This window comes from Pseudomonas sp. Gutcm_11s, from assembly GCF_028649395.1.
Classification (GTDB): Bacteria; Pseudomonadota; Gammaproteobacteria; order Pseudomonadales; family Pseudomonadaceae; genus Aquipseudomonas.
Genome location: NZ_JAQSUW010000017.1, coordinates 45,545 through 70,160 on the forward strand (window position 1 = coordinate 45,545; position 24,616 = coordinate 70,160).

23 protein-coding genes and 1 pseudogene are annotated in these 24,616 nt (G+C 61.2%); 6 read left to right on the plus strand and 18 right to left on the minus strand.

Features of this window, described 5'->3' with window-relative positions; genetic code table 11:
* Positions 1–66 precede the first annotated feature (66 nt).
* From PTT45_RS18680 to rpmH, 18 genes are all read right to left on the minus strand, one after another.
* Positions 67–486 carry a F0F1 ATP synthase subunit epsilon gene (locus PTT45_RS18680; protein WP_043311985.1) on the minus strand — a complete coding sequence of 140 codons (420 nt, stop codon included), beginning with the start codon at positions 484–486 and terminating at the stop codon, positions 67–69.
* Between the two features lie 41 nt (positions 487–527).
* Positions 528–1,904, minus strand: a complete 1,377-nt coding sequence (gene atpD / locus PTT45_RS18685) for a F0F1 ATP synthase subunit beta (protein WP_273815356.1) — start codon at positions 1,902–1,904, stop codon at positions 528–530.
* 30 nt (positions 1,905–1,934) lie between these two features.
* Positions 1,935–2,795, minus strand: a complete 861-nt coding sequence (gene atpG, locus PTT45_RS18690) for a F0F1 ATP synthase subunit gamma (protein WP_043311983.1) — start codon at positions 2,793–2,795, stop codon at positions 1,935–1,937.
* Between the two features lie 50 nt (positions 2,796–2,845).
* Complete coding sequence (atpA, locus tag PTT45_RS18695; RefSeq protein WP_021702536.1) at positions 2,846–4,390, minus strand: F0F1 ATP synthase subunit alpha; 1,545 nt, start codon at positions 4,388–4,390, stop codon at positions 2,846–2,848.
* 21 nt (positions 4,391–4,411) lie between these two features.
* Entirely contained in the window at positions 4,412–4,948 is a 537-nt protein-coding gene (locus tag PTT45_RS18700) for a F0F1 ATP synthase subunit delta (protein WP_043311982.1), read from the minus strand.
* A 12-nt stretch (positions 4,949–4,960) separates the two neighbouring features.
* Positions 4,961–5,431: a F0F1 ATP synthase subunit B gene (locus PTT45_RS18705; protein WP_043311981.1), complete on the minus strand. Its 471-nt coding sequence runs from the start codon at positions 5,429–5,431 to the stop codon at positions 4,961–4,963.
* A 50-nt stretch (positions 5,432–5,481) separates the two neighbouring features.
* Entirely contained in the window at positions 5,482–5,739 is a 258-nt protein-coding gene (gene atpE / locus PTT45_RS18710) for a F0F1 ATP synthase subunit C (protein ID WP_273815360.1), read from the minus strand.
* A gap of 88 nt (positions 5,740–5,827) precedes the next feature.
* Positions 5,828–6,697 (minus strand): F0F1 ATP synthase subunit A, encoded by an 870-nt coding sequence (gene atpB / locus PTT45_RS18715; RefSeq protein ID WP_273815362.1) that lies wholly within the window; start codon positions 6,695–6,697, stop codon positions 5,828–5,830.
* A 16-nt stretch (positions 6,698–6,713) separates the two neighbouring features.
* Positions 6,714–7,121, minus strand: a complete 408-nt coding sequence (locus PTT45_RS18720) for a F0F1 ATP synthase subunit I (protein ID WP_273815364.1) — start codon at positions 7,119–7,121, stop codon at positions 6,714–6,716.
* Between the two features lie 155 nt (positions 7,122–7,276).
* On the minus strand, positions 7,277–8,149 hold the full coding sequence (locus PTT45_RS18725; protein WP_273815366.1) for a ParB/RepB/Spo0J family partition protein: 873 nt from the start codon (positions 8,147–8,149) through the stop codon (positions 7,277–7,279).
* Between the two features lie 8 nt (positions 8,150–8,157).
* Entirely contained in the window at positions 8,158–8,946 is a 789-nt protein-coding gene (locus PTT45_RS18730; protein ID WP_273815368.1) for a ParA family protein, read from the minus strand.
* Positions 8,947–8,957: 11 nt separating this feature from the next.
* Positions 8,958–9,605, minus strand: a complete 648-nt coding sequence (rsmG, locus tag PTT45_RS18735) for a 16S rRNA (guanine(527)-N(7))-methyltransferase RsmG (protein ID WP_273815369.1) — start codon at positions 9,603–9,605, stop codon at positions 8,958–8,960.
* Positions 9,605–11,497: a tRNA uridine-5-carboxymethylaminomethyl(34) synthesis enzyme MnmG gene (gene mnmG / locus PTT45_RS18740; protein ID WP_273815371.1), complete on the minus strand. Its 1,893-nt coding sequence runs from the start codon at positions 11,495–11,497 to the stop codon at positions 9,605–9,607. Before mnmG ends, rsmG begins: the two co-directional genes overlap by 1 nt.
* 399 nt (positions 11,498–11,896) lie before the next feature.
* Entirely contained in the window at positions 11,897–13,264 is a 1,368-nt protein-coding gene (gene mnmE, locus PTT45_RS18745) for a tRNA uridine-5-carboxymethylaminomethyl(34) synthesis GTPase MnmE (protein WP_273815373.1), read from the minus strand.
* Positions 13,265–13,342: 78 nt separating this feature from the next.
* Complete coding sequence (yidC, locus tag PTT45_RS18750) at positions 13,343–15,013, minus strand: membrane protein insertase YidC (RefSeq protein WP_273815374.1); 1,671 nt, start codon at positions 15,011–15,013, stop codon at positions 13,343–13,345.
* 3 nt (positions 15,014–15,016) lie between these two features.
* Positions 15,017–15,253: a membrane protein insertion efficiency factor YidD gene (yidD, locus tag PTT45_RS18755; protein WP_043311970.1), complete on the minus strand. Its 237-nt coding sequence runs from the start codon at positions 15,251–15,253 to the stop codon at positions 15,017–15,019.
* A complete protein-coding gene (gene rnpA, locus PTT45_RS18760; protein WP_273815379.1) occupies positions 15,246–15,641 on the minus strand; it encodes a ribonuclease P protein component in 396 nt (131 codons plus the stop codon). Before rnpA ends, yidD begins: the two co-directional genes overlap by 8 nt.
* Before the next feature lie 13 nt (positions 15,642–15,654).
* Positions 15,655–15,789 (minus strand): 50S ribosomal protein L34, encoded by a 135-nt coding sequence (rpmH, locus tag PTT45_RS18765; RefSeq protein ID WP_021702523.1) that lies wholly within the window; start codon positions 15,787–15,789, stop codon positions 15,655–15,657.
* A 528-nt stretch (positions 15,790–16,317) separates the two neighbouring features.
* Between rpmH and dnaA the strand changes: the two genes are divergently transcribed.
* The 6 genes and pseudogenes from dnaA (at position 16,318) to PTT45_RS18795 (ending at position 24,511) form a co-directional block, all read left to right on the plus strand.
* The gene (gene dnaA, locus PTT45_RS18770; RefSeq protein WP_273815385.1) at positions 16,318–17,766 is read left to right on the plus strand and encodes a chromosomal replication initiator protein DnaA; all 1,449 of its coding nucleotides are present in this window, start codon (positions 16,318–16,320) and stop codon (positions 17,764–17,766) included.
* Positions 17,767–17,796: 30 nt separating this feature from the next.
* Positions 17,797–18,900: a DNA polymerase III subunit beta gene (gene dnaN, locus PTT45_RS18775; protein WP_273815386.1), complete on the plus strand. Its 1,104-nt coding sequence runs from the start codon at positions 17,797–17,799 to the stop codon at positions 18,898–18,900.
* Between the two features lie 11 nt (positions 18,901–18,911).
* A pseudogene (gene recF / locus PTT45_RS18780) lies at positions 18,912–20,013 on the plus strand (DNA replication/repair protein RecF).
* 4 nt (positions 20,014–20,017) lie between these two features.
* Positions 20,018–22,438: a DNA topoisomerase (ATP-hydrolyzing) subunit B gene (gene gyrB, locus PTT45_RS18785; protein ID WP_273815389.1), complete on the plus strand. Its 2,421-nt coding sequence runs from the start codon at positions 20,018–20,020 to the stop codon at positions 22,436–22,438.
* Between the two features lie 163 nt (positions 22,439–22,601).
* Positions 22,602–23,486 (plus strand): LysR substrate-binding domain-containing protein, encoded by an 885-nt coding sequence (locus tag PTT45_RS18790; RefSeq protein ID WP_273816036.1) that lies wholly within the window; start codon positions 22,602–22,604, stop codon positions 23,484–23,486.
* A 188-nt stretch (positions 23,487–23,674) separates the two neighbouring features.
* Positions 23,675–24,511, plus strand: coding sequence for a bifunctional allantoicase/(S)-ureidoglycine aminohydrolase (locus PTT45_RS18795; protein WP_273815391.1), 837 nt, complete (start codon positions 23,675–23,677; stop codon positions 24,509–24,511).
* Positions 24,512–24,616 lie beyond the last annotated feature (105 nt).

Genomic DNA, 24,616 nt, shown 5'->3' on the forward strand with positions numbered 1-24,616 from the left:
CAGAAAAGAAAAAGGGTAGCCAAGGCTACCCTTTTACTCGCTAACGCTGAAGCCGGAGTACGAGACTCAGTACTTCTTGCGCAGCTGCTGGACGGTACGCAGCTGGGCTGCGACTTCGGCCAGGTGAGCGGCGGCGGAACCGTAATCGAATTCCGAGCCCTTCTCGTTGAGTGCCTTCTCGGCGGCCTTGAGGGCCTCCTGGGCAGCAGCTTCGTCGATGTCGCCAGCGCGGGTCACGGTGTCGGCCAGGACCTTCACCATGTTCGGCTGAACTTCGAGGAAACCACCCGAGATGTAGAACACCTCATGCTCGCCACCCTGCTTGACCAGGCGGATTGGGCCCGGCTTCAGGTCGGTGATCAGCGGGGCGTGGCCCGGAGCGATACCGAGATCGCCCAGGTTGCCGTGCGCGATCACCATCTCGACCAGACCGGAGAAGATCTCCGCTTCGGCACTGACGATGTCGCAATGGACAGTAATGGCCATACGCTTGCCTCACGAGCGCCCGTTGCCGGGCGCACAGGGGATTACAGTTTCTTGGCTTTCTCGATGGCTTCGTCGATGCTGCCAACCATGTAGAACGCCTGCTCCGGCAGGTGATCGTAGTCACCTTTCAGGATGCCGCTGAAACCAGCGATGGTGTCCTTCAGGGAAACGTACTTGCCTGGCGAACCGGTGAAGACTTCGGCCACGAAGAACGGCTGGGACAGGAAGCGCTGAATCTTACGAGCACGGGATACCAGCTGCTTGTCGCCTTCAGACAGTTCGTCCATACCGAGGATCGCGATGATGTCCTTCAGCTCCTTGTAGCGCTGCAGAACGTACTGCACGCCACGCGCGGTCTCGTAGTGGTCAACACCTACAACCAGCGGATCGAGCTGGCGGGAGGTGGAGTCCAGCGGGTCCACGGCCGGGTAGATACCCAGGGAGGCGATGTCACGCGACAGTACGACGGTGGCGTCCAAGTGGGCGAAGGTGGTCGCCGGGCTCGGGTCGGTCAGGTCGTCCGCAGGTACGTATACGGCCTGTACCGAGGTGATCGAGCCGTTCTTGGTAGAGGTAATACGCTCCTGCAGAACGCCCATCTCTTCGGCCAGAGTCGGCTGGTAACCTACTGCGGAAGGCATACGGCCCAGCAGTGCGGATACTTCGGTACCGGCGAGGGTGTAACGGTAGATGTTGTCGACGAACAGCAGAACGTCACGACCTTCGTCACGGAACTTCTCGGCCATGGTCAGGCCGGTCAGTGCCACGCGCAGACGGTTGCCTGGCGGCTCGTTCATCTGGCCATAGACCAGGGCCACTTTGTCGAGAACGTTGGAGTCCTTCATCTCGTGGTAGAAGTCGTTACCCTCACGAGTACGCTCACCCACACCAGCGAACACGGAGTAACCGCTGTGTTCCATGGCGATGTTACGGATCAGTTCCATCATGTTCACGGTCTTGCCGACGCCGGCACCACCGAACAGACCGACCTTACCGCCCTTGGCGAACGGGCAGACCAGGTCGATTACCTTGATACCGGTTTCCAGCAGCTCGTTGCCGCCAGCTTGCTCGGCGTACGACGGAGCAGCGCGGTGGATTTCCCACTGCTCTTCTTCGCCGATCGGGCCAGCTTCGTCGATCGGGTTGCCCAGCACGTCCATGATCCGGCCCAGGGTCGCTTTACCGACCGGTACGGAGATGGCCTTGCCAGTGCGGGTGACGTCCAGGCCACGCTTCAGACCTTCGGTCGAGCCCATGGCGATGGAACGAACCACGCCGTCGCCCAGCTGCTGCTGAACTTCGAGGGTGGTTTCGGCGCCGACTACTTTCAGCGCTTCATAAACACTCGGCACCTGATCACGCGGGAATTCCACGTCGATAACGGCGCCGATGATTTGAACGATACGTCCGCTACTCATCTTTGGTTCCTCTGAATATTTGAACCGTTCTTAAACCGCGGCAGCGCCGCCGACGATTTCCGAAATTTCCTGGGTGATCGCTGCCTGACGAGCCTTGTTGTAAATCAGCTGCAGATCTTTGATCAGATCGCCAGCGTTGTCGGTGGCGTTCTTCATCGCGATCATCCGCGCCGCTTGTTCAGCAGCGTTGTTCTCTACTACCGACTGGTACACCTGCGACTCCACATAACGCACCATCAGGCCGTCGAGCAGCTGTTTGGCGTCAGGTTCGTACAGGTAGTCCCAGTGGTGCTTGAGACCTTCATCCGGAGTCGCCACCAGGGGAACGAGCTGCTCCACTGTCGGCTTTTGCGTCATGGTATTGACGAACTTGTTCGAGACCACGGACAGACGATCGATGCGACCTTCGAGGTAAGCATCGAGCATGACCTTGACGGAACCGATCAGATCGTTGATCGACGGTTCTTCGCCCAGGTGGCTGATCGCAGCAACAACATTGCCACCAAAGTTGCGGAAGAACGCCGCACCCTTGCTGCCAATCACGCAGAGATCAACCTCTACGCCTTGCTCGCGATTGCTCGCCATGTCCTTGACCAGAGCCTTGAACAGGTTGGTATTCAGACCACCGCACAGACCACGGTCCGAACTCACCACCACGTAACCGACGCGCTTGACTTCACGCTCGATCATGAACGGGTGACGATATTCCGGGTTGGCGTTGGCCAGATGACCAATCACCTGGCGGATACGCTCCGCGTAGGGACGACTAGCAGCCATGCGCTGTTGAGCTCTGCGCATCTTGCTGGTCGCCACCTTTTCCATGGCGCTGGTGATCTTCTGCGTGCTTTTGATGCTCGCAATCTTGCTGCGAATCTCTTTTGCGCCTGCCATGTAACACCTATCAGGTTAGCAAGCGGGGGCCTCGCGACCCCCACTGCGGCTTACCAGGTTTGGGTGGCCTTGAACTTCTCGATACCGGCTTTCAGCTGGCCATCGATGTCGTCATTGAAGTCGCCCTTCTCGTTGATCTTCGCCATCAGAGCGGCGTTCTCACGGTTGAAGAAGGCGATCAGGGCCTGCTCGAAGCTGATGATCTTGGCGACTTCGACGTCGGCCAGGAAACCACGCTCGGCGGCGTACAGGCTCACCGACATGTCGGCGATCGACATCGGCGCGTACTGCTTCTGCTTCATCAGCTCGGTAACGCGCTGACCGTGATCCAGCTGCTTGCGGGTAGCCTCGTCCAGGTCAGAAGCGAACTGGGCGAAGGCCGCCAGTTCACGGTACTGAGCCAGAGCGGTACGGATACCACCGGACAGCTTCTTGATGATCTTGGTCTGAGCGGCACCACCCACGCGGGAAACCGAGATACCGGCGTTGACGGCCGGACGGATACCCGAGTTGAACATGGCCGATTCCAGGAAGATCTGACCGTCGGTGATCGAGATCACGTTGGTCGGAACGAACGCGGAAACGTCACCAGCCTGGGTTTCGATGATCGGCAGAGCGGTCAGGGAACCGGTCTTGCCAGTCACGGCGCCATTGGTGAACTTCTCGACGTACTCTTCGGAAACGCGGGAAGCGCGCTCCAGCAGACGGCTGTGGAGATAGAACACGTCGCCCGGGTAGGCTTCGCGGCCCGGCGGACGGCGCAGCAGCAGGGAGATCTGGCGGTAGGCAACGGCCTGCTTGGACAGGTCGTCGTACACGATCAGGGCGTCTTCACCGCGGTCGCGGAAGTATTCGCCCATGGTGCAACCGGCGTACGGAGCGAGGAACTGCAGGGCAGCCGACTCGGACGCGGACGCGGCGACAACGATGGTGTTGGCCAGGGCGCCAGCTTCTTCCAGCTTGCGAACCACGTTGGCGATGGTCGATTGCTTCTGACCGATGGCTACGTAGACGCAGCGGATGCCGCTGTTCTTCTGGTTGATGATGGCGTCGACGGCCAGAGCGGTCTTACCGATCTGACGGTCACCGATGATCAGCTCGCGCTGGCCACGGCCTACCGGGATCATGGCATCGACCGACTTGTAACCGGTTTGCACCGGCTGGTCGACCGACTTACGCCAGATCACGCCCGGAGCGACTTTCTCAACGGCGTCGGTGGCTTGAGCATTGATCGGGCCTTTGCCATCGATCGGGTTGCCCAGTGCGTCGACTACGCGGCCCAGCAGTTCCGGACCAACCGGTACTTCCAGGATGCGGCCGGTGCACTTGGCGCTCATGCCTTCGGCGAGGCTGGTGTATGCACCCAGCACTACGGCGCCGACGGAGTCTTGCTCCAGGTTCAGCGCCATACCGTAGACGCCGCCCGGGAACTCGATCATTTCGCCGTACATAACGTCGGCCAGACCGTAGATACGCACGATACCGTCGGAAACGGATACCACGGTACCTTCGTTGCGGGCTTGGGAAGAGACGTCGAGTTTCTCGATACGTCCCTTGATGATTTCACTAATTTCGGAAGGATTGAGTTGCTGCATTGCTCTGCTGCCCCTTCAAACTCAAGATTTCAACGCTTCGGCCAGCTTCGCGATTTTGCCGCGAACCGAGCCATCGATAACCAGGTCGCCCGCGCGGATAACCACACCACCCAGTAGGGCAGCGTCTTCCGTCACGTGCAGACGCACTTCTCGGCTGAGCCGTGCGTTGAGAACCTTGGCGAGTTTGTCTTGCTGTTCTGTGCTCAATGCGAAGGCACTGGTCACTTCCACGTCTACCGACTTTTCCTGCTCGGCCTTGTACAGCTCGAACTGGGCGGCGATTTCCGGCAACAGGTCGAGACGACCGTTTTCGGAAACGATGGAAATGAAGTTACGTGCCTGGGCGTCGAACTTGTCACCACACACTTCGTTAAAAGCGGTGGCCTTTTCTGCGCTCGTCAAACGCGGGGCCTTGAGCACGCGCTGCATGGTGTCGTCTTGCGACACCGCTGCAGCGAGGCCCAGCATTGCCGACCAAGCGGCCAGCTGCTGGTTGCCTTGTGCGTACTCGAAGGCAGCCTTAGCGTAAGGACGGGCCAGCGTGGTCAGTTCTGCCATGATCGCCCTCGCTTAGATTTCGGCGGCCAGTTTGTTAACCAGCTCCGCGTGCGCGTTCTGATCGATGGTGGCACCCAGGATCTTCTCAGCACCGCCAACGGCCAGGGCACCCACTTGGGCACGCAGGGCGTCTTTGACGCTGTTCAGTTCCTGTTCGATCTCGGCCTGAGCCTGAGCCTTCACGCGGTCAGCTTCGACACGAGCCTGATCACGGGCTTCGTCGACGATCTGAGTGCCGCGCTTCTTGGCTTGCTCGATGATTTCAGCAGCCTGGGTTTTGGCTTCGCGCAGTTGCTGAGCCACTTTCTCGTGGGCCAGTTCCAGATCGCGAGCCGCACGGTTGGCGGCGTCCAGACCATCGGCGATCTTCTTTTGGCGTTCGCGCAGAGCCGTGATGACCGGAGGCCATACGAACTTCATGCAGAACAGCACGAAAATGAAGAACGCAACGGCCTGGCCAATCAGGGTTGCATTAATGTTCACGCCAGTACCTCGCTCGTTCTTTGTCAGTCAGATTCTCGGAGAACCGAGAATTACTGGGCTACTTGGGCCAGGAACGGGTTAGCGAAGGTGAAGAACAGGGCGATACCAACACCGATCATGGTCACGGCGTCCAGCAGACCGGCGACGATGAACATTTTGACCTGCAGCATCGGAACCATTTCCGGCTGACGAGCAGCGCCTTCCAGGAATTTGCCGCCCAGCAGGCCGAAGCCAATGGCGGTACCCAGAGCGCCCAGACCGATCAGCAGGGCAACAGCAATCGCGGTGAGACCAACTACAGTTTCCATTTTTCCTCCCGACTTTTACGTCGTATTTGTTTAAAGGGTTAAGTGAAGCGGTAAAGCGGTTTTGGTTACCTAAAGAGGCCGAAGCCTCTTAGTGGTTGTCTTCGTGTGCCATCGACAGGTAGACGATGGTCAGCATCATGAAGATGAACGCCTGCAGGGTGATGATCAGGATGTGGAACACAGCCCACGCCCAGTTCAGCGCAACACCCAGGGTGCTGAGCAGGAACAGACCACTGCCAAACATCACGGCAATCAGGATGAAGATCAGTTCGCCGGCATACATGTTGCCGAACAGACGCAGAGCCAGAGAAATCGGCTTGGCGATCAGGGTGACGAACTCGAGCAGGAAGTTCACCGGGATCAGCAGGATTTGCACAACGATGTTGCTGCTGCTGAACGGGTGCAGGGTCAGTTCGCCGAGGAAGCCGCCGATACCCTTGACCTTGATGCTGTAGAAGATGATCAGCGCGAACACCGACAGGGCCATGCCCAGGGTGGCGTTCGGGTCGGTGGTCGGCACGACGCGGAAGAACAGATGCTCGTTGCCGGTGATCTTGGCAGCCAGGACCGGCAGGAAGTCGACCGGCACCAGGTCCATCAGGTTCATCAGGAAGATCCAGACGAAGATGGTCAGGGCCAGCGGAGCGATCAGGGCGTTACGGCCGTGGAAGGTGTCCTTCACGCTGCCGTCGACGAACTCGATCAGTACTTCGACGAAGTTCTGCAGACCACCCGGTTGACCGCTGGTGGCGCGCTTGGCGGCCATGCGGAACAGCAGGATGAACACCAGGCCGAGAACTACCGACCAGCCCAGGGTGTCTACGTGGAAGGCCCAGAAGCCCATTTCCTTTGCTTCTTGCGCGGTGTGGGCGAAGCCCCAGTCACCATTCGGCAGTTGCCCGAAAGTCAGGTTCTGCAGGTGGTGCTGGATATAGCCCGAAGCGGTTTGTTCTGCCATGTTTGCCTCAAACGCTCTAAGGTCTCGAAAGTCTTGTTCTCATCAGCAGCGGAGAAAACCAGCCAACGCTGAGCGCCAGCACGAAGACACCGAACAGGGCCGGTGCCGCCAGTGGTTTCACCACCACGAACGTCAGTGCAAACAGCACTGCCGTCAGAATCAGCTTGCCCGCCTCGCCGGCGTAGAACGACCGGACGATGCTCTGGGCCGCCCGAGCCCCGCTGAAGCGGAAAGCCTTGTGGGCGAAGTACAGGTTGGGGAGCCAGGCAATAAGCCCCCCGCAGAGTCCCGAGTAGCCGGTCACTGTGCCGCGCCAGCCATACAGGGTAGCGGCAGCCAGCAGGATCACGACCAGTTGGGCCAGGAGCACCGGAAAGACCGGTAGACGATGGAAGGGCAGGCGGTTCTGCGTGCGGGCGTCCATCTCTCGCTGTTCCTCTGGGTCGGCACGTTAAATCAACAACTTGGCATACTTTGTGCCGACAAAATGCGCGCAGAGTATAGGGGGCGTTCCCACCCCGTTCAACTGGCCGGTAGTGAATTCCGACCGCTCGCTACATGTGCAATTGTGTCGAGATTTCAGCGGATGTGGGCGAGTACGCCCTGCAGCTCATCCAGCGAGTTGTAGCGGATCACCAGTTGGCCCTTGCCCTTCTGGCCATGCTTGATCTGCACGGGAGCCCCTAGCTTCTCGGCCAGGCGCTGCTCCAGACGATTGATGTCCGGGTCGGCCTTGACCTTCTCGGCAGGTTTTTCCTTGCTGTTCAGCCACTGGCGGACCAGCGCCTCGGTTTGGCGCACGGTGAGGCCGCGTGCGACAACATGTCGCGCGCCTTCCACCTGTTGCTCCAGGGGCAGACCGAGCAGCGCACGGGCGTGGCCCATCTCCAGGTCGCCATGGGCGAGCAGGGTCTTGATCTCTTCCGGCAGGGCGATCAGGCGCAGCAGGTTGGTGATGGTGACACGCGACTTGCCCACCGCATCGGCGACCTGCTGCTGGGTCAGCTCGAACTCCTGCTGCAGGCGCTGCAGAGCCACGGCTTCCTCGATCGGATTGAGATCCTCGCGCTGGATGTTCTCGATCAGCGCCATGGCGATGGCTGCTTCGTCCGGCACTTCGCGAACCATGGCCGGGATCTTGTCCAGCCCGGCCTGCTGGCTGGCACGCCAGCGACGTTCACCGGCGATGATCTCGAAGCGACCGCCGCCGATGGGGCGCACCACGATCGGCTGCATCACGCCCTGGACCTTGATCGAGTTGGCCAGCTCTTCGAGGGCCGACGGGTCCATGTCGCGACGCGGCTGGTACTTGCCGCGCTGGATCAGGTCCAGCGGCAGGTGCTGCAGCTCACGGCTGTCGACCTTGACCGCTTCCTCTTCCAGGGTGGCGGCGGTGCTACCGCCGAGCAGAGCGTCCAGGCCGCGGCCGAGTCCTCGTTTCTTGGTGGCCATGGGATTCCTTATGCGGTTGCGGTTTTCGCGGCGGAGCGCTGGCGGCGCACCAGTTCGCCGGCCAGGGCCAGGTAGGCGATGGCGCCGCGCGATTGCTTGTCGTAGGCCAGCGCTGGCATGCCGAAGCTGGGGGCCTCTGCCAGGCGCACGTTGCGCGGAATGACCGCGTCGTACAGCTGGTCGCCGAAGTGGGTCTTAAGCTGGGCGCTGACATCGTTGGTCAGGCTAATGCGCGGGTCATACATGGTGCGCAGCAGACCTTCGATCTTCAGGGTCGGATTGAGCAGCTGGGCGATGCGCTGGATGCTGTTCATCAGGTCGGTCAGACCTTCCAGTGCGTAGTACTCGCACTGCATGGGGATGATCACGCCATCGGCGGCGACCAGGGCGTTGACCGTGAGCATCGACAGCGCCGGCGGGCAGTCGATGAGGATGTAGTCGTAGTTCTCGCGGATCGGCGCCAGGGCGTAGCGCAGGCGGCTTTCCTTCATCTTCATCTCGAGCAGCGCGACTTCCGCGGCGGTCAGGTCGCGGTTGGCCGGCAGCAGTTGGTAGCCGCCGTGCTCGGAGAACTGCATGGCCTCGCCGACAGTGCTTTCGCCGATCAACACATCGTAGATGGAATGCTCCAGAGCCTGCTTATCCACACCACTGCCCATGGTGGCGTTGCCCTGTGGATCGAGGTCGATCAGCAGCACGCGGCGCTTGGTCGCGACCAGCGAGGCGGCCAGGTTGATGCAGGTGGTGGTCTTGCCGACCCCGCCTTTCTGATTGGCGATCGCGAATACCTTGGCCATCTTGCTTCCCCCTAGACCGAGCGACGCAGTATCAACAGATGGCGCTGGCCTTGGCAACCGGGAACCTTGAGCACATCGCAGCTTTGCAGACGGAAGTCCACCGGCAGTGCCTGCAGCTCGTCGTCGGGCTGCACGCCCTTCATCGCCAGCCAGTGGGTGTCGGCGTCGCCCAGGTGACGGGTCCAGTTGCTGAAATCTTCCAGCGAGCTGAAGGCACGCGAGCAGATACCGGTGAACGGCTGCTGTGGCTGGAACTCTTCGACCCGGCTGTGGATAACTTCCAGGTTGGCCAGTTTCAGTTCCAGCTTCACCTGGGTGAGGAAGCGGGTCTTCTTGCCGTTGGAGTCAAGCAGGGTGAAGCGGCGCTCGGGGAACAGGATGGCCAGCGGGATGCCGGGCATGCCGCCGCCGCTGCCGACGTCCAGCCAGTTGTCACCATGCTGGGCGACGAAGGGCACCACGGACAGGCTGTCGAGCAGATGGCGCGAGACCATCTCGTCCGGGTTGCGCACGGCGGTCAGGTTGTAGGCCTTGTTCCACTTGATCAGCAGGGCCAGGTAGCCGAGCAGCTGCTCCTGCTGCAGGGCAGTGAGTGTTACGCCAAGCGTCTGCGCGCCCTGCGCGAGTTCATCGGCATGGCGTTGGGTGACAACGGACATCAGGCGCTCTGCTCCAGCTGGCGGCCGGCGCCGCGTTTCTTCAGGTGGATCAGCAGCAGGGAGATGGCTGCCGGGGTCACACCCGGGATGCGGCCGGCCTGGCCGAGCGTCTCGGGGCGGGCGTTGCCGAGCTTGTGCTGAATTTCCTTGGACAGGCCGGAGATGCCGGCATAGTCGATATCGGCCGGCAGCTTGGTGTCTTCGCTGGCACGCAGACGCTCGATCTCTTCCTGCTGGCGGTCGATGTAGCCGGCGTACTTGGTCTTGATCTCCACCTGTTCGGCGACCTGGGCATCCACCTGCGGCGCTTCAGTCACTTCGGCCAGGGCGGCGTAGTCGATTTCCGGGCGGGCCAGCAGGTTGAGCAGGTTGTACTCATGGGCAAGCGGCGTGCCGAAGCGCGCGACGATGGCATCGCCCTGCGGAGTGCCGGGGCGCACCCAGGTGCTCTTCAGGCGCTGCTCTTCCTGAACGATGCCCTCGCGCTTGGCCTCGAAGGCAGCCCAGCGGGTGTCGTCGACCAGGCCGAGCTCACGGCCTTTCTCGGTCAGGCGCAGATCAGCGTTGTCCTCGCGCAGGATCAGCCGGTATTCGGCGCGCGAGGTGAACATGCGGTATGGCTCCTGGGTGCCCAGGGTGATCAGGTCGTCGACCAACACGCCGATATAGGCCTCGTCACGGCGCGGGCACCAGGCGTCTTTACCCTGGGCACGCAGCGCGGCGTTGGCACCGGCCAGCAGGCCCTGAGCACCGGCTTCTTCGTAACCGGTGGTGCCGTTGATCTGCCCGGCGAAGAACAGGCCGCCGATGACCTTGGTCTCCAGGCTGTACTTGAGGTCGCGCGGGTCGAAGTAGTCATATTCGATGGCGTAGCCGGGACGCACGATATGGGCGTTCTCCATACCGCGGATCGAACGCACGATCTCCAGCTGCACGTCGAACGGCAGCGAGGTGGAGATGCCGTTGGGGTACAGCTCGTGGGTGGTCAGGCCTTCCGGCTCGATGAACACCTGGTGGCTGTCCTTGTCGGCGAAGCGATGGATCTTGTCCTCGATCGACGGGCAGTAACGCGGGCCGATGCCCTCGATCACGCCGGAATACATCGGCGAACGATCCAGGTTGCTGGCGATGATCTCGTGGGTGCGCGCGTTGGTGTGGGTCATCCAGCAACTGATCTGCTGCGGATGCATCTCCTTGTTGCCGAGGAAGGACATCACCGGAATCGGCGTGTCGCCAGGCTGCTCGGTCATCACCGAGAAGTCCACGGAACGGCCATCGATACGCGGCGGGGTGCCGGTCTTCAGGCGGCCGACACGCAGCGGCAGCTCACGCAGGCGCTTGGCCAGCGCGATCGAGGGCGGATCGCCGGCACGGCCGCCGGAGTAATTCTGCAGGCCTATGTGGATAAGTCCGCCGAGGAAGGTGCCGGTGGTCAGCACCACGTTGTCCGCGTGGAAGCGCAGGCCCATCTGGGTGACCACGCCCTTGACCTGATCCTGCTCGACGATCAAGTCGTCGGCGGACTGTTGGAATATCCACAGGTTCGGCTGGTTTTCCAAGATCTCGCGGATCGCCGCCTTGTACAGCACGCGGTCGGCCTGGGCGCGGGTAGCACGTACGGCTGGACCCTTGCGGCTGTTGAGCACGCGGAACTGGATGCCGCCCTTGTCGGTAGCCAGCGCCATGGCGCCGCCGAGGGCATCGATCTCCTTGACCAGGTGGCTTTTACCTATTCCGCCAATAGCGGGGTTGCAGCTCATCTGGCCGAGGGTTTCCACATTGTGGGTCAGTAGCAGGGTCTTCACGCCCATGCGTGCGGCTGCCAGCGCAGCCTCGGTGCCGGCATGGCCGCCGCCGATCACGATCACGTCAAAACGGGAAGGGAAATCCACCACGCACCTCGATGCCTGTTGAGAAGGGGGCTTTTGATTGGAAAGCGGGAAAGGGTGGCAAGTATAGGGATTTGCCCTTCACGAATGAAGCCTTCTGGACAAAAAATAGCCAGCCGGTGAGCTTTTAGGAAAATAGAGAATAAAAGAGAGAAAATTTATAAAGCTTGTTTTTTATGTTTATTCCTTAGCAAGCCATTTTCTGTGGATAGATCTCTATAGCCCAGTAATGCTATGGCCTACAGTGATGTATAAGGCTGTGCCATTCCTGGCCCTAACCACTGGGCAAGCTGGAAAACACCTGTGGATTAAAGTCGACTTTATTCACAGGGCAGTTTTCCAACGACTTATGACCAGGCTTATCGACTGGGTTCAGGCCGGGTTTTCCACAGGGTTCCCGGACTACTTGCCGATGCAGAAACTGGAGAAGATGCGCCCCAGCAGATCGTCCGAACTGAACGCGCCGGTGATTTCACCGAGGGCATGCTGAGCCTGGCGCAGGTCCTCGGCGAGCAGTTCGCCGGCGCCCATCAGGGTCAGCTGGCTGCGTCCGTGTTCCAGGCTGGTCTGCGCCTGGCGCAACGCCTCCAGGTGGCGACGGCGCGCGCTGAAGCCGCTCTCGGCAGTCTGCTCGAAGCCCATGCAGGCCTTCAGGTGTTCACGCAGCAGGTCCAGGCCATCCGTCGATTTGGCCGATAGCGCGATGATCACGTGGCCGTCTTCGCTGGTGTCCAGCAGCACCGCTTCGCCGGACAGGTCGGCCTTGTTGCGGATCAGGGTGACCCGTGCGGGATCGGGTTTCTCGTCGAGGAATTCGGGCCACAGGGCGAAGGGATCGGTTGCCTCCGGTGCAGTGGCGTCCACCACCAGCAGCACCCGGTCGGCCTCGCCGATGGCCTTGAGCGCGCGTTCCACGCCGATGCGTTCGACCTGGTCGTCGGTATCGCGCAGGCCGGCGGTATCCACCACGTGCAGCGGCATGCCGTCGATGTGGATATGTTCGCGCAACACATCACGGGTGGTGCCGGCAATATCGGTGACGATGGCCGCCTCGCGACCCGCCAAAGCGTTGAGCAGGCTGGACTTGCCGGCATTGGGTCGACCGGCGATCACCACGTTCATGCCGTCGCGCAGCAGGGCCCCCTGGCCGGCCTCGCGCAGCACTGTGGATAAATACTCGCGCACCCCATCCAGCTGGCTCAGCACATGGCCGTCGGCGAGGAAGTCGATCTCCTCCTCGGGGAAGTCGATGGCCGCTTCCACGTAGATGCGCAGCTGGATCAGGCGCTCGGTCAGCTCGTGCACCCGCCGCGAGAACTCGCCCTGCAGCGAACGCAGGGCATTGCGCGCGGCCTGGGTCGAGCTGGCCTCGATCAGGTCGGCGATGGCTTCGGCCTGGGCCAGGTCGAGCTTGTCGTTGAGGAACGCGCGCTCGCTGAACTCACCCGGCCGCGCCTGACGCGCACCGAGTTGCAGGCAGCGCTGCAGCAGCATGTCGAGCACCACCGGGCCGCCGTGGCCCTGCAGCTCGAGCACATCCTCGCCGGTGAAGGAATTGGGGCCGGGGAAGAACAGCAGCAGGCCCTGGTCGATCACCTCGCCATCATCGTCGTGCCAAGGGCCGTAATGGGCATGGCGCGGCTTGGGTTCCAGGCCGGCCAGGGTAATGCCGATGGCACGAGCACGCGGCCCGGAGACGCGCACGATGCCGACCCCTCCGCGACCCTGGGCGGTGGCGACGGCGGCGATGGTTTCGCGGACGGTGGACATGGGCGGTTTCTCGACTGTGGATATCTTGCGGATAGCAAAACGCCCCACGAGGGGGCGTCTTGTGCAGCTTCAGCGGGCTTAGGCTTTCGCCGCGGCCGCCTCGATCTTGCGGGTAATGTACCACTGCTGGGCGATGGACAAGCAGTTGTTGACCACCCAGTACAGCACCAGACCGGCAGGGAACCAGAGGAAGAAGAAGGTGAAGATGATCGGCATCAGCTTCATCACCTTGGCCTGCATGGGGTCCGGCGGAGTCGGGTTGAGACGCTGCTGGATGAACATGGTGGCGCCCATGATGATCGGCAGGATGAAGAACGGATCCTTGATCGACAGGTCGGTGATCCAGCCCAGCCACGGGGCCTGGCGCATCTCGACGCTTTCCAGCAGTACCCAGTAGAGGGCCAGGAACACCGGCATCTGTACTAGGATCGGCAGGCAGCCACCGAGCGGGTTGATCTTCTCCTTCTTGTACAGCTCCATCATCGCCTGGGACATCTTCTGGCGATCATCGCCATGTTGTTCCTTCAGGGCCTGCAGCTTGGGAGAAACGGCACGCATGCGCGCCATGGACTTGTAGCTGGCGGCCGACAGCGGGAAGAAGGCCAGCTTGATGATCACGGTGAGCGCGATGATCGACCAGCCCCAGTTGCCGAGCAGGTTGTGGATATGTTGTAGCAGCCAGAAGATAGGCTGGGCGATGAACCACAGGATGCCGTAGTCGACGGTCAGCTCCAGACCCGGGGACAGCGCCTTGAGGTGATCCTGGATCTTCGGACCGGCATACAGCACCGCACCGGTCTCGGCGCTGGCGCCAGCGGCGACGCTCAGCTGCGGGCCGGTGAAGCCGATGATGTAGTTGCCCTGGCTGTCCTTGCGGGTCTGGACGCTGTTGCTGTCGTTCTTGTCGGCAACCCAGGCGGTGACGAAGTAGTGCTGCAGCCAGGCGACCCAGCCACCCTGCACGGTCTCGCGCAGGCTCTTCTCGTCCATGTCGCCCATCTTCACCTTTTTGTAAGGCTCTTCGGCGGTCCACAGCGCCGCACCCAGGTAGGTGGCGGTGCCGGTGGCGGTGGTCGAAGACGGATCGGCGCTATGGTCGCGCTTGAGCTGGGCGTAGAAGTTACCGCTCCAGGCCTGGCCACTCTGGTTGTCGATCTTGTAGGTGACACCCAGGTCGTACTGGCCGCGCTTGAGGGTGAAGCGCTTGACGTAGTTGACCCCGGCTTCGCTGTAGTTCAGCTCGACCACCAGCTCATCCTGACCGTCGGCCAGCTCGTAGCTGCGCTTGTCGCTGTTCCACAGGGCACGACCGCTGGACTTGTCCGGTGCGTTGCTGCCGATCAGGCCGCTCTGTGCCAGGTAGGTGCGCTCGCCACCGTTGTCGAACAGCTGGAAGGGCACGTCCGGGCGATCCTGGCGACGTGGATACTTCGGCAGGGTCAGCTGCACGATATCGCCACCACGCGGATCGATGGCCACATCGAGCACGTCGGTCTTGATGCGAACCAGCTCGTCGCTGACGGCAGCCGGAGCAGCCAACTGCGGATTGGGCTCACCATTGGCGGTCGGCACGTCATCGGCGCTGTTGCTGGCCGGGGTGTCCGGCAGGGTAGCAGCGGGCTTGCCGCCGACAGTTGCGCTGGCGGTAGCCGGGATAGCGGCCTGGCCGTAGTCCTCGTTCCACTGCAGAACCATCAGGTACGACACGATGGCCAGGGCGACGAGCAGGATCGAGCGTTGGATGTCCATGGATTACTCGGTCATCGAAGGGGAGGAAGGAGCTGGAACCGGATCGTAACCACCGGGATTCCAGGGATGGCAGCGGCTCAAGCGACGAATGCCGAGCCAGCCACCACGCAACACGCCATGGGTTTCAATGGCCTGTTGCGTGTAGCAGGAGCAGCTGGGATAGAAACGACAGTGATTAGCCATCAAGGGGCTGATGGCGTAGCGGTAGAACTGGATCGGTAGGATAGCCAGTTTACGCATGGGAGCTGTCGCTTACCCCGGGAGGGGCGGCATCTTGGCGCTGTCGAGCCAGGCGTTTCCAAAGCTTGCCGAACTGCTGATGCAGTTCAGGGTTGTCCAGATCGCCTAACCCTTTGCGGGCCACCACGACAATGTCCAGACCGCCGAGCGACTCCTGGTTGAGCCGGAAGGAATCCCGGATCACACGCTTGAGTCTGTTGCGTTCGACGGAGAGCTTGACGCTTTTCTTGCCGATCACCAGCCCCAGGCGGGGATGGTCGAGATCGTTGGCGCGAGCGAGGAGCAGGACGTTCTTGCCTGGAGCCTTGCCGCTGGGTGAGTCAAATACCGATTTGAAGTGCCGGGGAGTTAGCAGACGCTTATCCCGACTGAAGTCTCGACTCACCATCCGTTCCGGATTATCAGACGGTCAGACGCTTACGGCCTTTGGCGCGACGGCGGGACAGGACTGCACGGCCGTTCTTGGTGGCCATACGGGCACGGAAACCGTGGACGCGAGCGCGCTTGAGGGTGCTGGGCTGGAAAGTACGTTTCATGGCGATCTACCTGGGTGGTCCATACGGGACCTGGATGGCCCCCGTTTAAAGAGACCGGCGATTCTAGTGAAACCGAGCCGCCAGGTCAATTTCCAACCAGTAGGGAATGAAGAAAGAAAGATGAAAGGAAAGAAAATCTTTAAAAGCTTGTTCTAACTGCTCTTGTTTAGGGGGCCTAGGGTCTGTGGAAAAGCGCCTTCGGGCCAGGGTCTACAAGGGCTAGGGAGAAGGATAAGCCTGTCTGCAAGCAGTGTGCTGGATGTTCGTACCAGGTGCATGGCCTGTGCAGGAAAGTACGATTTACCCACAGGCGGGCTTTCCCATAGGTTTCCCCCAGGCTTTTCCACCCACTTATGGTTACCTTTATCCACAGCTTTTCCGGGTTCCGGCGGGAAGACCGGAAACATTATTAAATCGTTGATTTTATTCGGCTGAAATCGCTCATTCGTGTGGATAACTATCCTCCAGGAGGGCTACAATGCGGGCTGTTTTTAGCTTTGCAAACCGTAGCGATCCCAGGGGATATCAGTGTCCATAGAACTTTGGCAGCAGTGTGTGGAGCTGCTTCGCGACGAGTTGCCCGCTCAACAATTCAACACCTGGATCCGCCCCCTTCAGGTGGAGTCGGCTGGCGACGAGCTGCACGTCTATGCACCCAATCGCTTCGTGCTCGACTGGGTCAACGAGAAATACATGGTGCGCCTGCTCGAGCTGCTGGCTGAGCGTGCCAACGGCTTGGCTCCCGCGCTCTCGCTGCTGATCGGCAGCAAGCGCAGCGCCGCTCCACGGATGGCCGCGCCTTCTCCGTCTATTAATAGTGCGCCGGCCTCTCCTGCTCCGACTCCAGCCGCAGTGGCCGATGAGCCTCCTACGGGCGACCTGTTTGCGTCTGTACCGGCACCGGCAGTCAGCCGACCGACCGAGCGCACCGTTCAGGTAGAGGGTGCACTCAAGCACACCAGTTACCTGAACCGGACCTTCACCTTCGAGAACTTCGTCGAGGGTAAGTCCAACCAGATGGCGCGAGCTGCGGCCTGGCAGGTGGCGGACAACCTGAAACACGGTTACAACCCGTTGTTCCTCTACGGTGGCGTCGGCCTGGGCAAGACTCACCTGATGCACGCGGTGGGTAACCACCTGCTGAAGAAGAACCCCAACGCCAAGGTTGTTTACCTGCATTCCGAGCGTTTTGTCGCTGACATGGTCAAGGCGCTGCAGCTCAACGCGATCAACGAGTTCAAACGCTTCTACCGTTCGGTAGATGCGCTGCTGATCGACGATATCCAGTTCTTCGCCAAGAAGGAGCGCTCCCAGGAGGAGTTCTTCCACACCTTCAACGCTCTGCTCGAAGGTGGTCAGCAGGTGATCCTCACCAGCGATCGCTATCCGAAGGAGATCGAAGGGCTGGAGGAGCGTCTGAAGTCGCGCTTCGGCTGGGGCCTGACCGTTGCGGTCGAGCCGCCAGAGCTGGAAACCCGCGTCGCCATTCTGATGAAGAAGGCCGAGCAGACCAAAGTCGATCTGCCGCATGACGCCGCCTTCTTCATCGCCCAGCGCATTCGCTCCAACGTGCGCGAGCTGGAAGGTGCGCTGAAGCGTGTCATCGCTCACTCGCACTTCACCAACCAGCCGATCAGCATCGAGCTGATCCGCGAGTCGCTGAAGGATCTGCTGGCCCTGCAGGACAAGCTGGTGAGCGTGGATAATATCCAGCGCACCGTGGCCGAGTACTACAAGATCAAGATCTCCGATCTGCTCTCCAAGCGTCGTTCCCGTTCGGTGGCGCGGCCACGTCAGGTTGCCATGGCTCTGTCCAAGGAACTGACCAACCACAGCCTGCCGGAAATCGGTGATGCTTTTGGCGGAAGAGACCACACCACAGTGCTGCACGCCTGTCGTAAGATTGCTGAACTGCGGGAAGCCGACGCGGACATCCGCGAGGACTACAAGAACCTGCTGCGCACCCTGACCACCTGATACGCAGCCCACAAGGCAAGGGACGAGACCATGCATTTCACTATTCAACGCGAAGCCCTGTTGAAACCCCTGCAACTGGTCGCCGGCGTCGTCGAACGCCGCCAGACCTTGCCGGTCCTGTCGAACGTGTTGCTGGTCGTCGAAGGCCAACAGCTGTCGCTGACCGGTACTGACCTGGAAGTCGAGCTGGTTGGTCGGGTGACGCTGGAAGACAGCGCCGAGCCGGGCGAGATCACCGTGCCGGCACGCAAGCTGATGGACATCTGCAAGAGCCTGCCGAGCGATGCGCTGATCGACATCCGTGTCGACGAGCAGAAGCTGGTGGTCAAGGCCGGTCGCAGCCGCTTCACTCTGTCCACCCTGCCGGCCAACGACTTCCCTACCGTGGAAGAAGGCCCGGGATCGCTGACCTTCACCCTGGTGCAGAGCAAGCTGCGTCGCCTGATCGACCGCACCAGCTTCGCCATGGCTCAGCAGGACGTGCGCTATTACCTCAACGGCATGCTGATCGAAGTACAGACCGGTGTGCTGCGCGCTGTTGCAACCGACGGCCACCGCCTGGCCATGTGCGCAATGCAGGCGTCGATCGAGAACACCGAGAAGCATCAGGTGATCGTGCCGCGCAAAGGTATTCTCGAACTGGCTCGCCTGCTCACCGAGCAGGACGGCGAAGTGGCCATCGTCCTCGGTGCGAACCATATTCGCGCCACCACTGGCGAGTTCACCTTCACCTCCAAGCTGGTCGACGGCAAGTTCCCGGACTACGAGCGTGTGCTGCCGCGTGGTGGCGACAAGCTGGTTGTTGGCGATCGCCAGGCACTGCGCGAAGCCTTCAGCCGTACCGCGATTCTGTCCAACGAGAAGTACCGCGGCATTCGTCTGCAACTGGCTAGCGGTCAGCTGAAGATCCAGGCCAACAACCCGGAGCAGGAAGAAGCCGAGGAGGAAGTGGCAGTCGACTACAACGGCAGCTCGCTGGAGATCGGCTTTAACGTCAGCTATCTGCTCGACGTGCTGGGCGTGATGACTACCGAGCAGGTTCGCCTGATCCTGTCCGACGCCAACAGCAGCGCTCTGGTTCAGGAAGCCGACAACGACGACTCTTCCTACGTCGTCATGCCGATGCGCCTGTAATCAAGTTCTGAATGTCCCTTTCTCGCGTCACCGTCACCGCGGTGCGAAACCTGCACCCGGTGACGCTCTCCCCCTCCCCCCGCATCAATATTCTTCACGGCGCCAACGGCAGCGGTAAGACCAGCCTGCTGGAGGCCATCCATCTGTTGGGTCTCGCCCGCTCGTTTCGCAGCAACAAACTGCAGCCGATGATTCAGTACGAGCAGCCTGCTTGTACTGTGTTCGGCCAGGTGAACCGCGATGACGGGTTGCACAGCAATCTGGGCATTTCGCGTGATCGTCAGGGCGAGCTTCAGATTCGTGTCGACGGGCAGAACGCTCGTAGCACGGCTCAGCTTGCCGAGCTGCTGCCGCTGCAGGTGATCAACCCGGACAGCTTCCGTTTGCTGGAAGGCGCGCCCAAGGTTCGTCGCCAGTTCCTCGATTGGGGAGTGTTCCACGTGGAACAACGCTTCCTGCCGGCCTGGCAGCGCCTGCAGAAGGCCCTGCGGCAGCGGAACTCGTGGCTGCGGCATGGTACACTGGACGCCGCGTCGCAAGCGGCCTGGGACCGTGAATTGTGCCTGGCTAGTGACGAGCTGGATGGCTACCGCAGAGCTTATATTCAAGCTCTGAAGCCGGTTTTCGAACGGGTATTGAGCGAGCTGGTGGAGCTGGAGGGACTGACTCTCAGTTACTACCGCGGCTGGGACAAGGACAAGCAGCTGGCCGATGTGTTGGCTACTACCCTGCCCCGTGACCAGCAGCTCGGACATACCCAGGCCGGTCCGCAACGCGCTGATCTGCGCCTGCGATTGGGGGCTCACAATGCCGCGGAGATACTGTCCCGCGGTCAGCAGAAGCTGGTGGTGTGTGCTTTGCGCATTGCCCAGGGGCATCTGCTGAATCAGGCCAAACAAGGCCAATGCATCTATCTGGTAGACGACTTGCCGTCGGAGCTGGATGAGCGACATCGACAGGCCCTGTGCCGCCTGCTGGACGATTTGCAGTGCCAGGTGTTCATCACCTGTGTCGATCACGAATTACTGAATGATGGCTGGCGCACGGACACGCCGGTCGCCATGTTCCACGTGGAACATGGCTGTATCACCCAGACACGACCATCGGGAGTGAAGGCATGAGCGAAAACCAAACGTACGACTCCAACAGTATCAAGGTCCTCAAGGGCCTGGATGCCGTACGCAAGCGGCCAGGCATGTACATCGGTGACACCGATGACGGCAGTGGTCTGCACCACATGGTCTTCGAGGTGGTCGACAACTCGATCGACGAAGCGCTGGCTGGCTACTGCAGCGATATCAGCATCACCATCCATCCTGATGAGTCCATTACCGTACGCGACAACGGTCGTGGCATCCCGGTGGACATGCACAAAGAAGAAGGCGTCTCCGCGGCTGAGGTCATCATGACCGTGCTGCACGCCGGCGGTAAGTTCGACGACAACAGCTACAAAGTATCTGGCGGCCTGCACGGCGTAGGTGTCTCGGTGGTGAATGCCCTGTCGAAAGAGCTGGTTCTGACCATTCGCCGCAGTGGCAAGATCTGGGAACAGACCTATGTCCACGGTGTGCCGCAGGCACCTCTGGCTCCGGTTGGTGACAGCGATGGCACCGGCACGCAGATCCACTTCAAACCGTCGGAAGAGACCTTCCACAATATTCACTTCAGCTGGGACATCCTGGCCAAGCGCCTGCGCGAGCTGTCCTTCCTCAACTCCGGCGTCGGCATCCTGCTCAAGGATGAACGTAGCGGTAAGGAAGAGCTGTTCAAGTACGAAGGTGGTCTGAAGGCTTTCGTCGAATACCTGAACACCAACAAGACCATCGTCAACCAGGTGTTCCACTTCAACATCCAGCGCGAGGAAGACGGCGTTGGTGTGGAAGTCGCCCTGCAGTGGAACGACAGCTTCAACGAGAACCTGCTGTGCTTCACCAACAACATTCCGCAGCGTGACGGTGGTACTCACTTGGCGGGCTTCCGCTCTGCCCTCACCCGCCACCTGAACAACTACATCGAAAGCGAAGGTCTGGCGAAGAAGTTCAAGGTTGCCACCACCGGTGACGACGCCCGCGAAGGCCTGACCGCGATCATCTCGGTCAAGGTGCCGGATCCGAAGTTCAGCTCGCAGACCAAGGACAAGCTGGTCTCCTCCGAGGTGAAAACCGCGGTGGAGCAGGAAATGGGCAAGTACTTCTCCGACTTCCTGCTGGAGAACCCCAACGAAGCCAAGGCCGTAGTCGGCAAGATGATCGACGCTGCCCGCGCTCGTGAAGCCGCCCGTAAGGCGCGCGAAATGACCCGCCGCAAGGGTGCGCTGGATATCGCCGGCCTGCCCGGCAAGCTGGCCGACTGCCAGGAAAAAGACCCGGCGCTGTCCGAACTCTACATAGTGGAGGGTGACTCCGCGGGCGGTTCTGCGAAGCAGGGCCGTAACCGCAAGACCCAGGCGATCCTGCCGCTCAAGGGCAAGATCCTCAACGTCGAACGTGCTCGCTTCGACCGCATGATTTCCTCCCAGGAAGTCGGCACGCTGATCACCGCCCTCGGCTGCGGTATCGGTCGCGACGAGTACAACATCGACAAGCTGCGTTACCACAACATCATCATCATGACCGACGCCGACGTCGACGGTTCGCACATCCGCACCCTGCTGCTGACCTTCTTCTTCCGTCAGCTGCCGGAGCTGGTCGAGCGTGGCTACATCTATATCGCCCAGCCGCCGCTGTACAAGGTGAAGAAGGGCAAGCAGGAGCAGTACATCAAGGACGACGAGGCCATGGACGAGTACATGACCCAGTCGGCCCTCGAAGATGCCAGCCTGCACGTCAACGAGAATGCCCCGGGCGTTTCCGGTGCTGCACTGGAACAGCTGGTCAACGAGTACCGCGCGGTGATCAAGACCCTCGGTCGCCTGTCCCGCGTCTACCCGCAGGACATCACCGAGCACATGGTCTACCTGCCGCGCGTGTCGGTGGAGCAGTTGGCTGACCAGGCTGCCATGCAGCGCTGGTTGGAAGCCTTCCAGGCGCGTCTGAAGGCTGCTGAGAAGTCTGGCCAGACCTACACTGCCAGCCTGCGCGAGGATCGCGAGCGTCACCTCTGGCTGCCGGAAGTGGAAATCCTGGCTCACGGCCTGTCCACTTACATCACCTTCAACCGCGACTTCTTCGCCAGCAACGACTACAAGTCGGTCACCGCTCTAGGCGACCAGCTCAACAGCCTGTTGGACGACGGCGCTTATGTGCAGCGTGGCGAGCGCAAGAAGGCTGTCTCCACCTTCAAGGAGGCCTTCGATTGGCTGAAGACCGAGAGCACCAAGCGTCACAGCATCCAGCGCTATAAGGGTCTCGGTGAGATGAACCCCGAGCAGCTGTGGGAAACCACCATGGACCCAACCGTGCGCCGCATGCTCAAGGTGACCATCGAGGACGCCATCGCTGCCGACCAGATCTTCAACACCCTGATGGGCGATGCCGTGGAGCCGCGCCGCGACTTCATCGAATCCAACGCCCTGGCGGTGTCGAACCTGGACTTCTGATCCCTGCACGCGGGGCACGCAAGTGCCCCTACAAGAGCCCCTGCTAGCGTCGCTACCAGGGGCTTTTGTTTGTCTGAGGTTAGTAGGGTCTAGACCGCTGTTGCTGGCATCCGACAGGCCTGATAAAAGCCACAGCATGCGGATTCAGAAAATGGATGTGGGCATGGGGCACATAGATAGAACGAATAGCCGTCTGTTCGAGCTCGACCTGTTACGAGCCCTGGTCACCGTGGCCGATTGCGGCAGCTTCACCACCGCCGCACTGAGACTGAGCTCTACGCAATCGACCGTCAGCCAAAAAGTCCGGCGTCTCGAAGAGCTGGCTGGGCATCGCCTGCTGGAGCGGGGCAATCGCGACGTGCTGCCCACCGATGCCGGCGAAACGGTGCTGGGTTATGCCAGGCGGCTGCTGTCGCTGAACGACGAGCTGCACGAGGCTCTGGATGGGGCGAGCGTGGCGCAGATCGTGCGCATCGGCGTACCGGACGACTTCGCCGCCGGGCGTACCACAAGGCACTTAGCCGAGTTCAGCCGCCGCTTTCCGCATATCAAGCTCGAGGTTACCGCTGGGCTCAGTCGTGATCTGGCCGGCAGCTACGATCGTGGCGAGCTGGACCTGGTGCTCCTCAAGCAACGTCGCAACAGCCGCGATGCGGTAGCGCGCTGGACGGAGAAGACACGCTGGGTGGATAGCCTGCGCAGCCCGGCGTTCGATCTCGATCCATTGCCGATCGTGACGTTTCCGCCGCGAGGCCTGTACCGCGATGAAATGATCGCGGCGCTGGAGTCGGTCGGCAGACGCTGGCGAATCAGCTTCACCAGCTCCAGTCTCAGTGGTATCCAGGATGCGATCGCCGACGGCATGGGCATCGGTCTGCTGCCGCTGCGCGCGGTGACCGGCGAGCACCTGGTGTTGCCGCAATCGGCGGGTCTGCCGGAGGTGGACATGTTCGAGGTGGCGATCATCCATCGGCCGAGTGCCGGGCCGGTGATTACTGCGCTGGCGGAGTCGTTTTCGGCCTTGCTGGAACAGGAACGAGGCAGCTGAGCCGAAAGCAGCACCGCCGAAGTTGAATTCGATAATCAAATGTGGCGCATCCCAACATTTAATTTGTCGATGAGAGAGGCGCTGGATATCTTGGATTTGCCCCGTGCCTCCAGCTCGAATGCTGCTGGACGCCGCCCCGCCGGATGACCGACATCGACGGGGAGCCGAATACCAACAGGAGACCTCCCGTGTCCAAGACGTCCTACTATGCGCCGCATGGTGGTCATCCGGCTCAGACCGAGCTGCTGACCGACCGCGCCATGTTCACCGAAGCCTATGCCGTGATCCCCAAGGGCGTGATGCGTGACATCGTCACCAGCCACCTGCCCTTCTGGGACAACATGCGCATGTGGGTCATCGCCCGCCCGCTGTCCGGCTTCGCCGAGACCTTCTCGCAGTACATCGTCGAGTTGGCTCCCAATGGCGGCAGCGACAAGCCTGAGCAGGACATCAACGCCGAGGCGGTGCTGTTCATCGTCGAGGGCGAGCTGACCCTGACCCTGCAAGGCCAGGTCCACACCATGCAACCGGGCGGCTATGCCTTCATTCCACCGGGCGCTGACTACAAGGTGCGCAACACCAGCGGCCAGCACACCCGCTTCCACTGGATCCGCAAGCACTACCAGCGCGTCGACGGCGTACCGCTGCCGGAAGCCTTCGTCACCAACGAGCAGGACATCGAGCCGCGCGTGATGCCGGACACCGAAGGCCGCTGGAGCACCACTCGCTTCGTCGACATGGCCGACATGCGCCACGACATGCACGTCAACATCGTCAACTTCGAGCCGGGTGGCGTGATTCCCTTCGCCGAGACTCATGTGATGGAACACGGCCTGTACGTGCTGGAAGGCAAGGCGGTGTATCGCCTGAACCAGGACTGGGTCGAGGTCGAGGCCGGTGATTTCATGTGGCTGCGCGCCTTCTGCCCGCAGGCCTGCTATTCCGGTGGCCCGGGTCGCTTCCGCTACCTGCTGTACAAGGATGTGAACCGCCATATGCGCCTGACGCTGAACCAGCCGCACTGATCGACACAACCGGGAGCCTAGCTCCCGGTTTGCTTTGGAAGGGGCTGCTATAGCCAAAGGCTTACACGACAAGGCGGCCTGCTGCTCTTTTGCCGCCCTGCCCTG

Bases quoted from the DNA above. Each gene is read 5' to 3' on its own strand.
- PTT45_RS18680 (WP_043311985.1), bottom strand. From the start codon at position 486: ATGGCCATTACTGTCCATTGCGACATCGTCAGTGCCGAAGCGGAGATC.
- atpD (WP_273815356.1), bottom strand. From the start codon at position 1,904: ATGAGTAGCGGACGTATCGTTCAAATCATCGGCGCCGTTATCGACGTG.
- atpG (WP_043311983.1), bottom strand. From the start codon at position 2,795: ATGGCAGGCGCAAAAGAGATTCGCAGCAAGATTGCGAGCATCAAAAGC.
- atpA (WP_021702536.1), bottom strand. From the start codon at position 4,390: ATGCAGCAACTCAATCCTTCCGAAATTAGTGAAATCATCAAGGGACGT.
- PTT45_RS18700 (WP_043311982.1), bottom strand. From the start codon at position 4,948: ATGGCAGAACTGACCACGCTGGCCCGTCCTTACGCTAAGGCTGCCTTC.
- atpE (WP_273815360.1), bottom strand. From the start codon at position 5,739: ATGGAAACTGTAGTTGGTCTCACCGCGATTGCTGTTGCCCTGCTGATC.
- atpB (WP_273815362.1), bottom strand. From the start codon at position 6,697: ATGGCAGAACAAACCGCTTCGGGCTATATCCAGCACCACCTGCAGAAC.
- PTT45_RS18720 (WP_273815364.1), bottom strand. From the start codon at position 7,121: ATGGACGCCCGCACGCAGAACCGCCTGCCCTTCCATCGTCTACCGGTC.
- PTT45_RS18725 (WP_273815366.1), bottom strand. From the start codon at position 8,149: ATGGCCACCAAGAAACGAGGACTCGGCCGCGGCCTGGACGCTCTGCTC.
- PTT45_RS18730 (WP_273815368.1), bottom strand. From the start codon at position 8,946: ATGGCCAAGGTATTCGCGATCGCCAATCAGAAAGGCGGGGTCGGCAAG.
- rsmG (WP_273815369.1), bottom strand. From the start codon at position 9,605: ATGTCCGTTGTCACCCAACGCCATGCCGATGAACTCGCGCAGGGCGCG.
- mnmE (WP_273815373.1), bottom strand. From the start codon at position 13,264: ATGTCCACCGTCCGCGAAACCATCGCCGCCGTCGCCACCGCCCAGGGT.
- yidC (WP_273815374.1), bottom strand. From the start codon at position 15,013: ATGGACATCCAACGCTCGATCCTGCTCGTCGCCCTGGCCATCGTGTCG.
- yidD (WP_043311970.1), bottom strand. From the start codon at position 15,253: ATGCGTAAACTGGCTATCCTACCGATCCAGTTCTACCGCTACGCCATC.
- rnpA (WP_273815379.1), bottom strand. From the start codon at position 15,641: ATGGTGAGTCGAGACTTCAGTCGGGATAAGCGTCTGCTAACTCCCCGG.
- rpmH (WP_021702523.1), bottom strand. From the start codon at position 15,789: ATGAAACGTACTTTCCAGCCCAGCACCCTCAAGCGCGCTCGCGTCCAC.
- dnaN (WP_273815386.1), top strand. From the start codon at position 17,797: ATGCATTTCACTATTCAACGCGAAGCCCTGTTGAAACCCCTGCAACTG.
- gyrB (WP_273815389.1), top strand. From the start codon at position 20,018: ATGAGCGAAAACCAAACGTACGACTCCAACAGTATCAAGGTCCTCAAG.
- PTT45_RS18790 (WP_273816036.1), top strand. From the start codon at position 22,602: ATGGGGCACATAGATAGAACGAATAGCCGTCTGTTCGAGCTCGACCTG.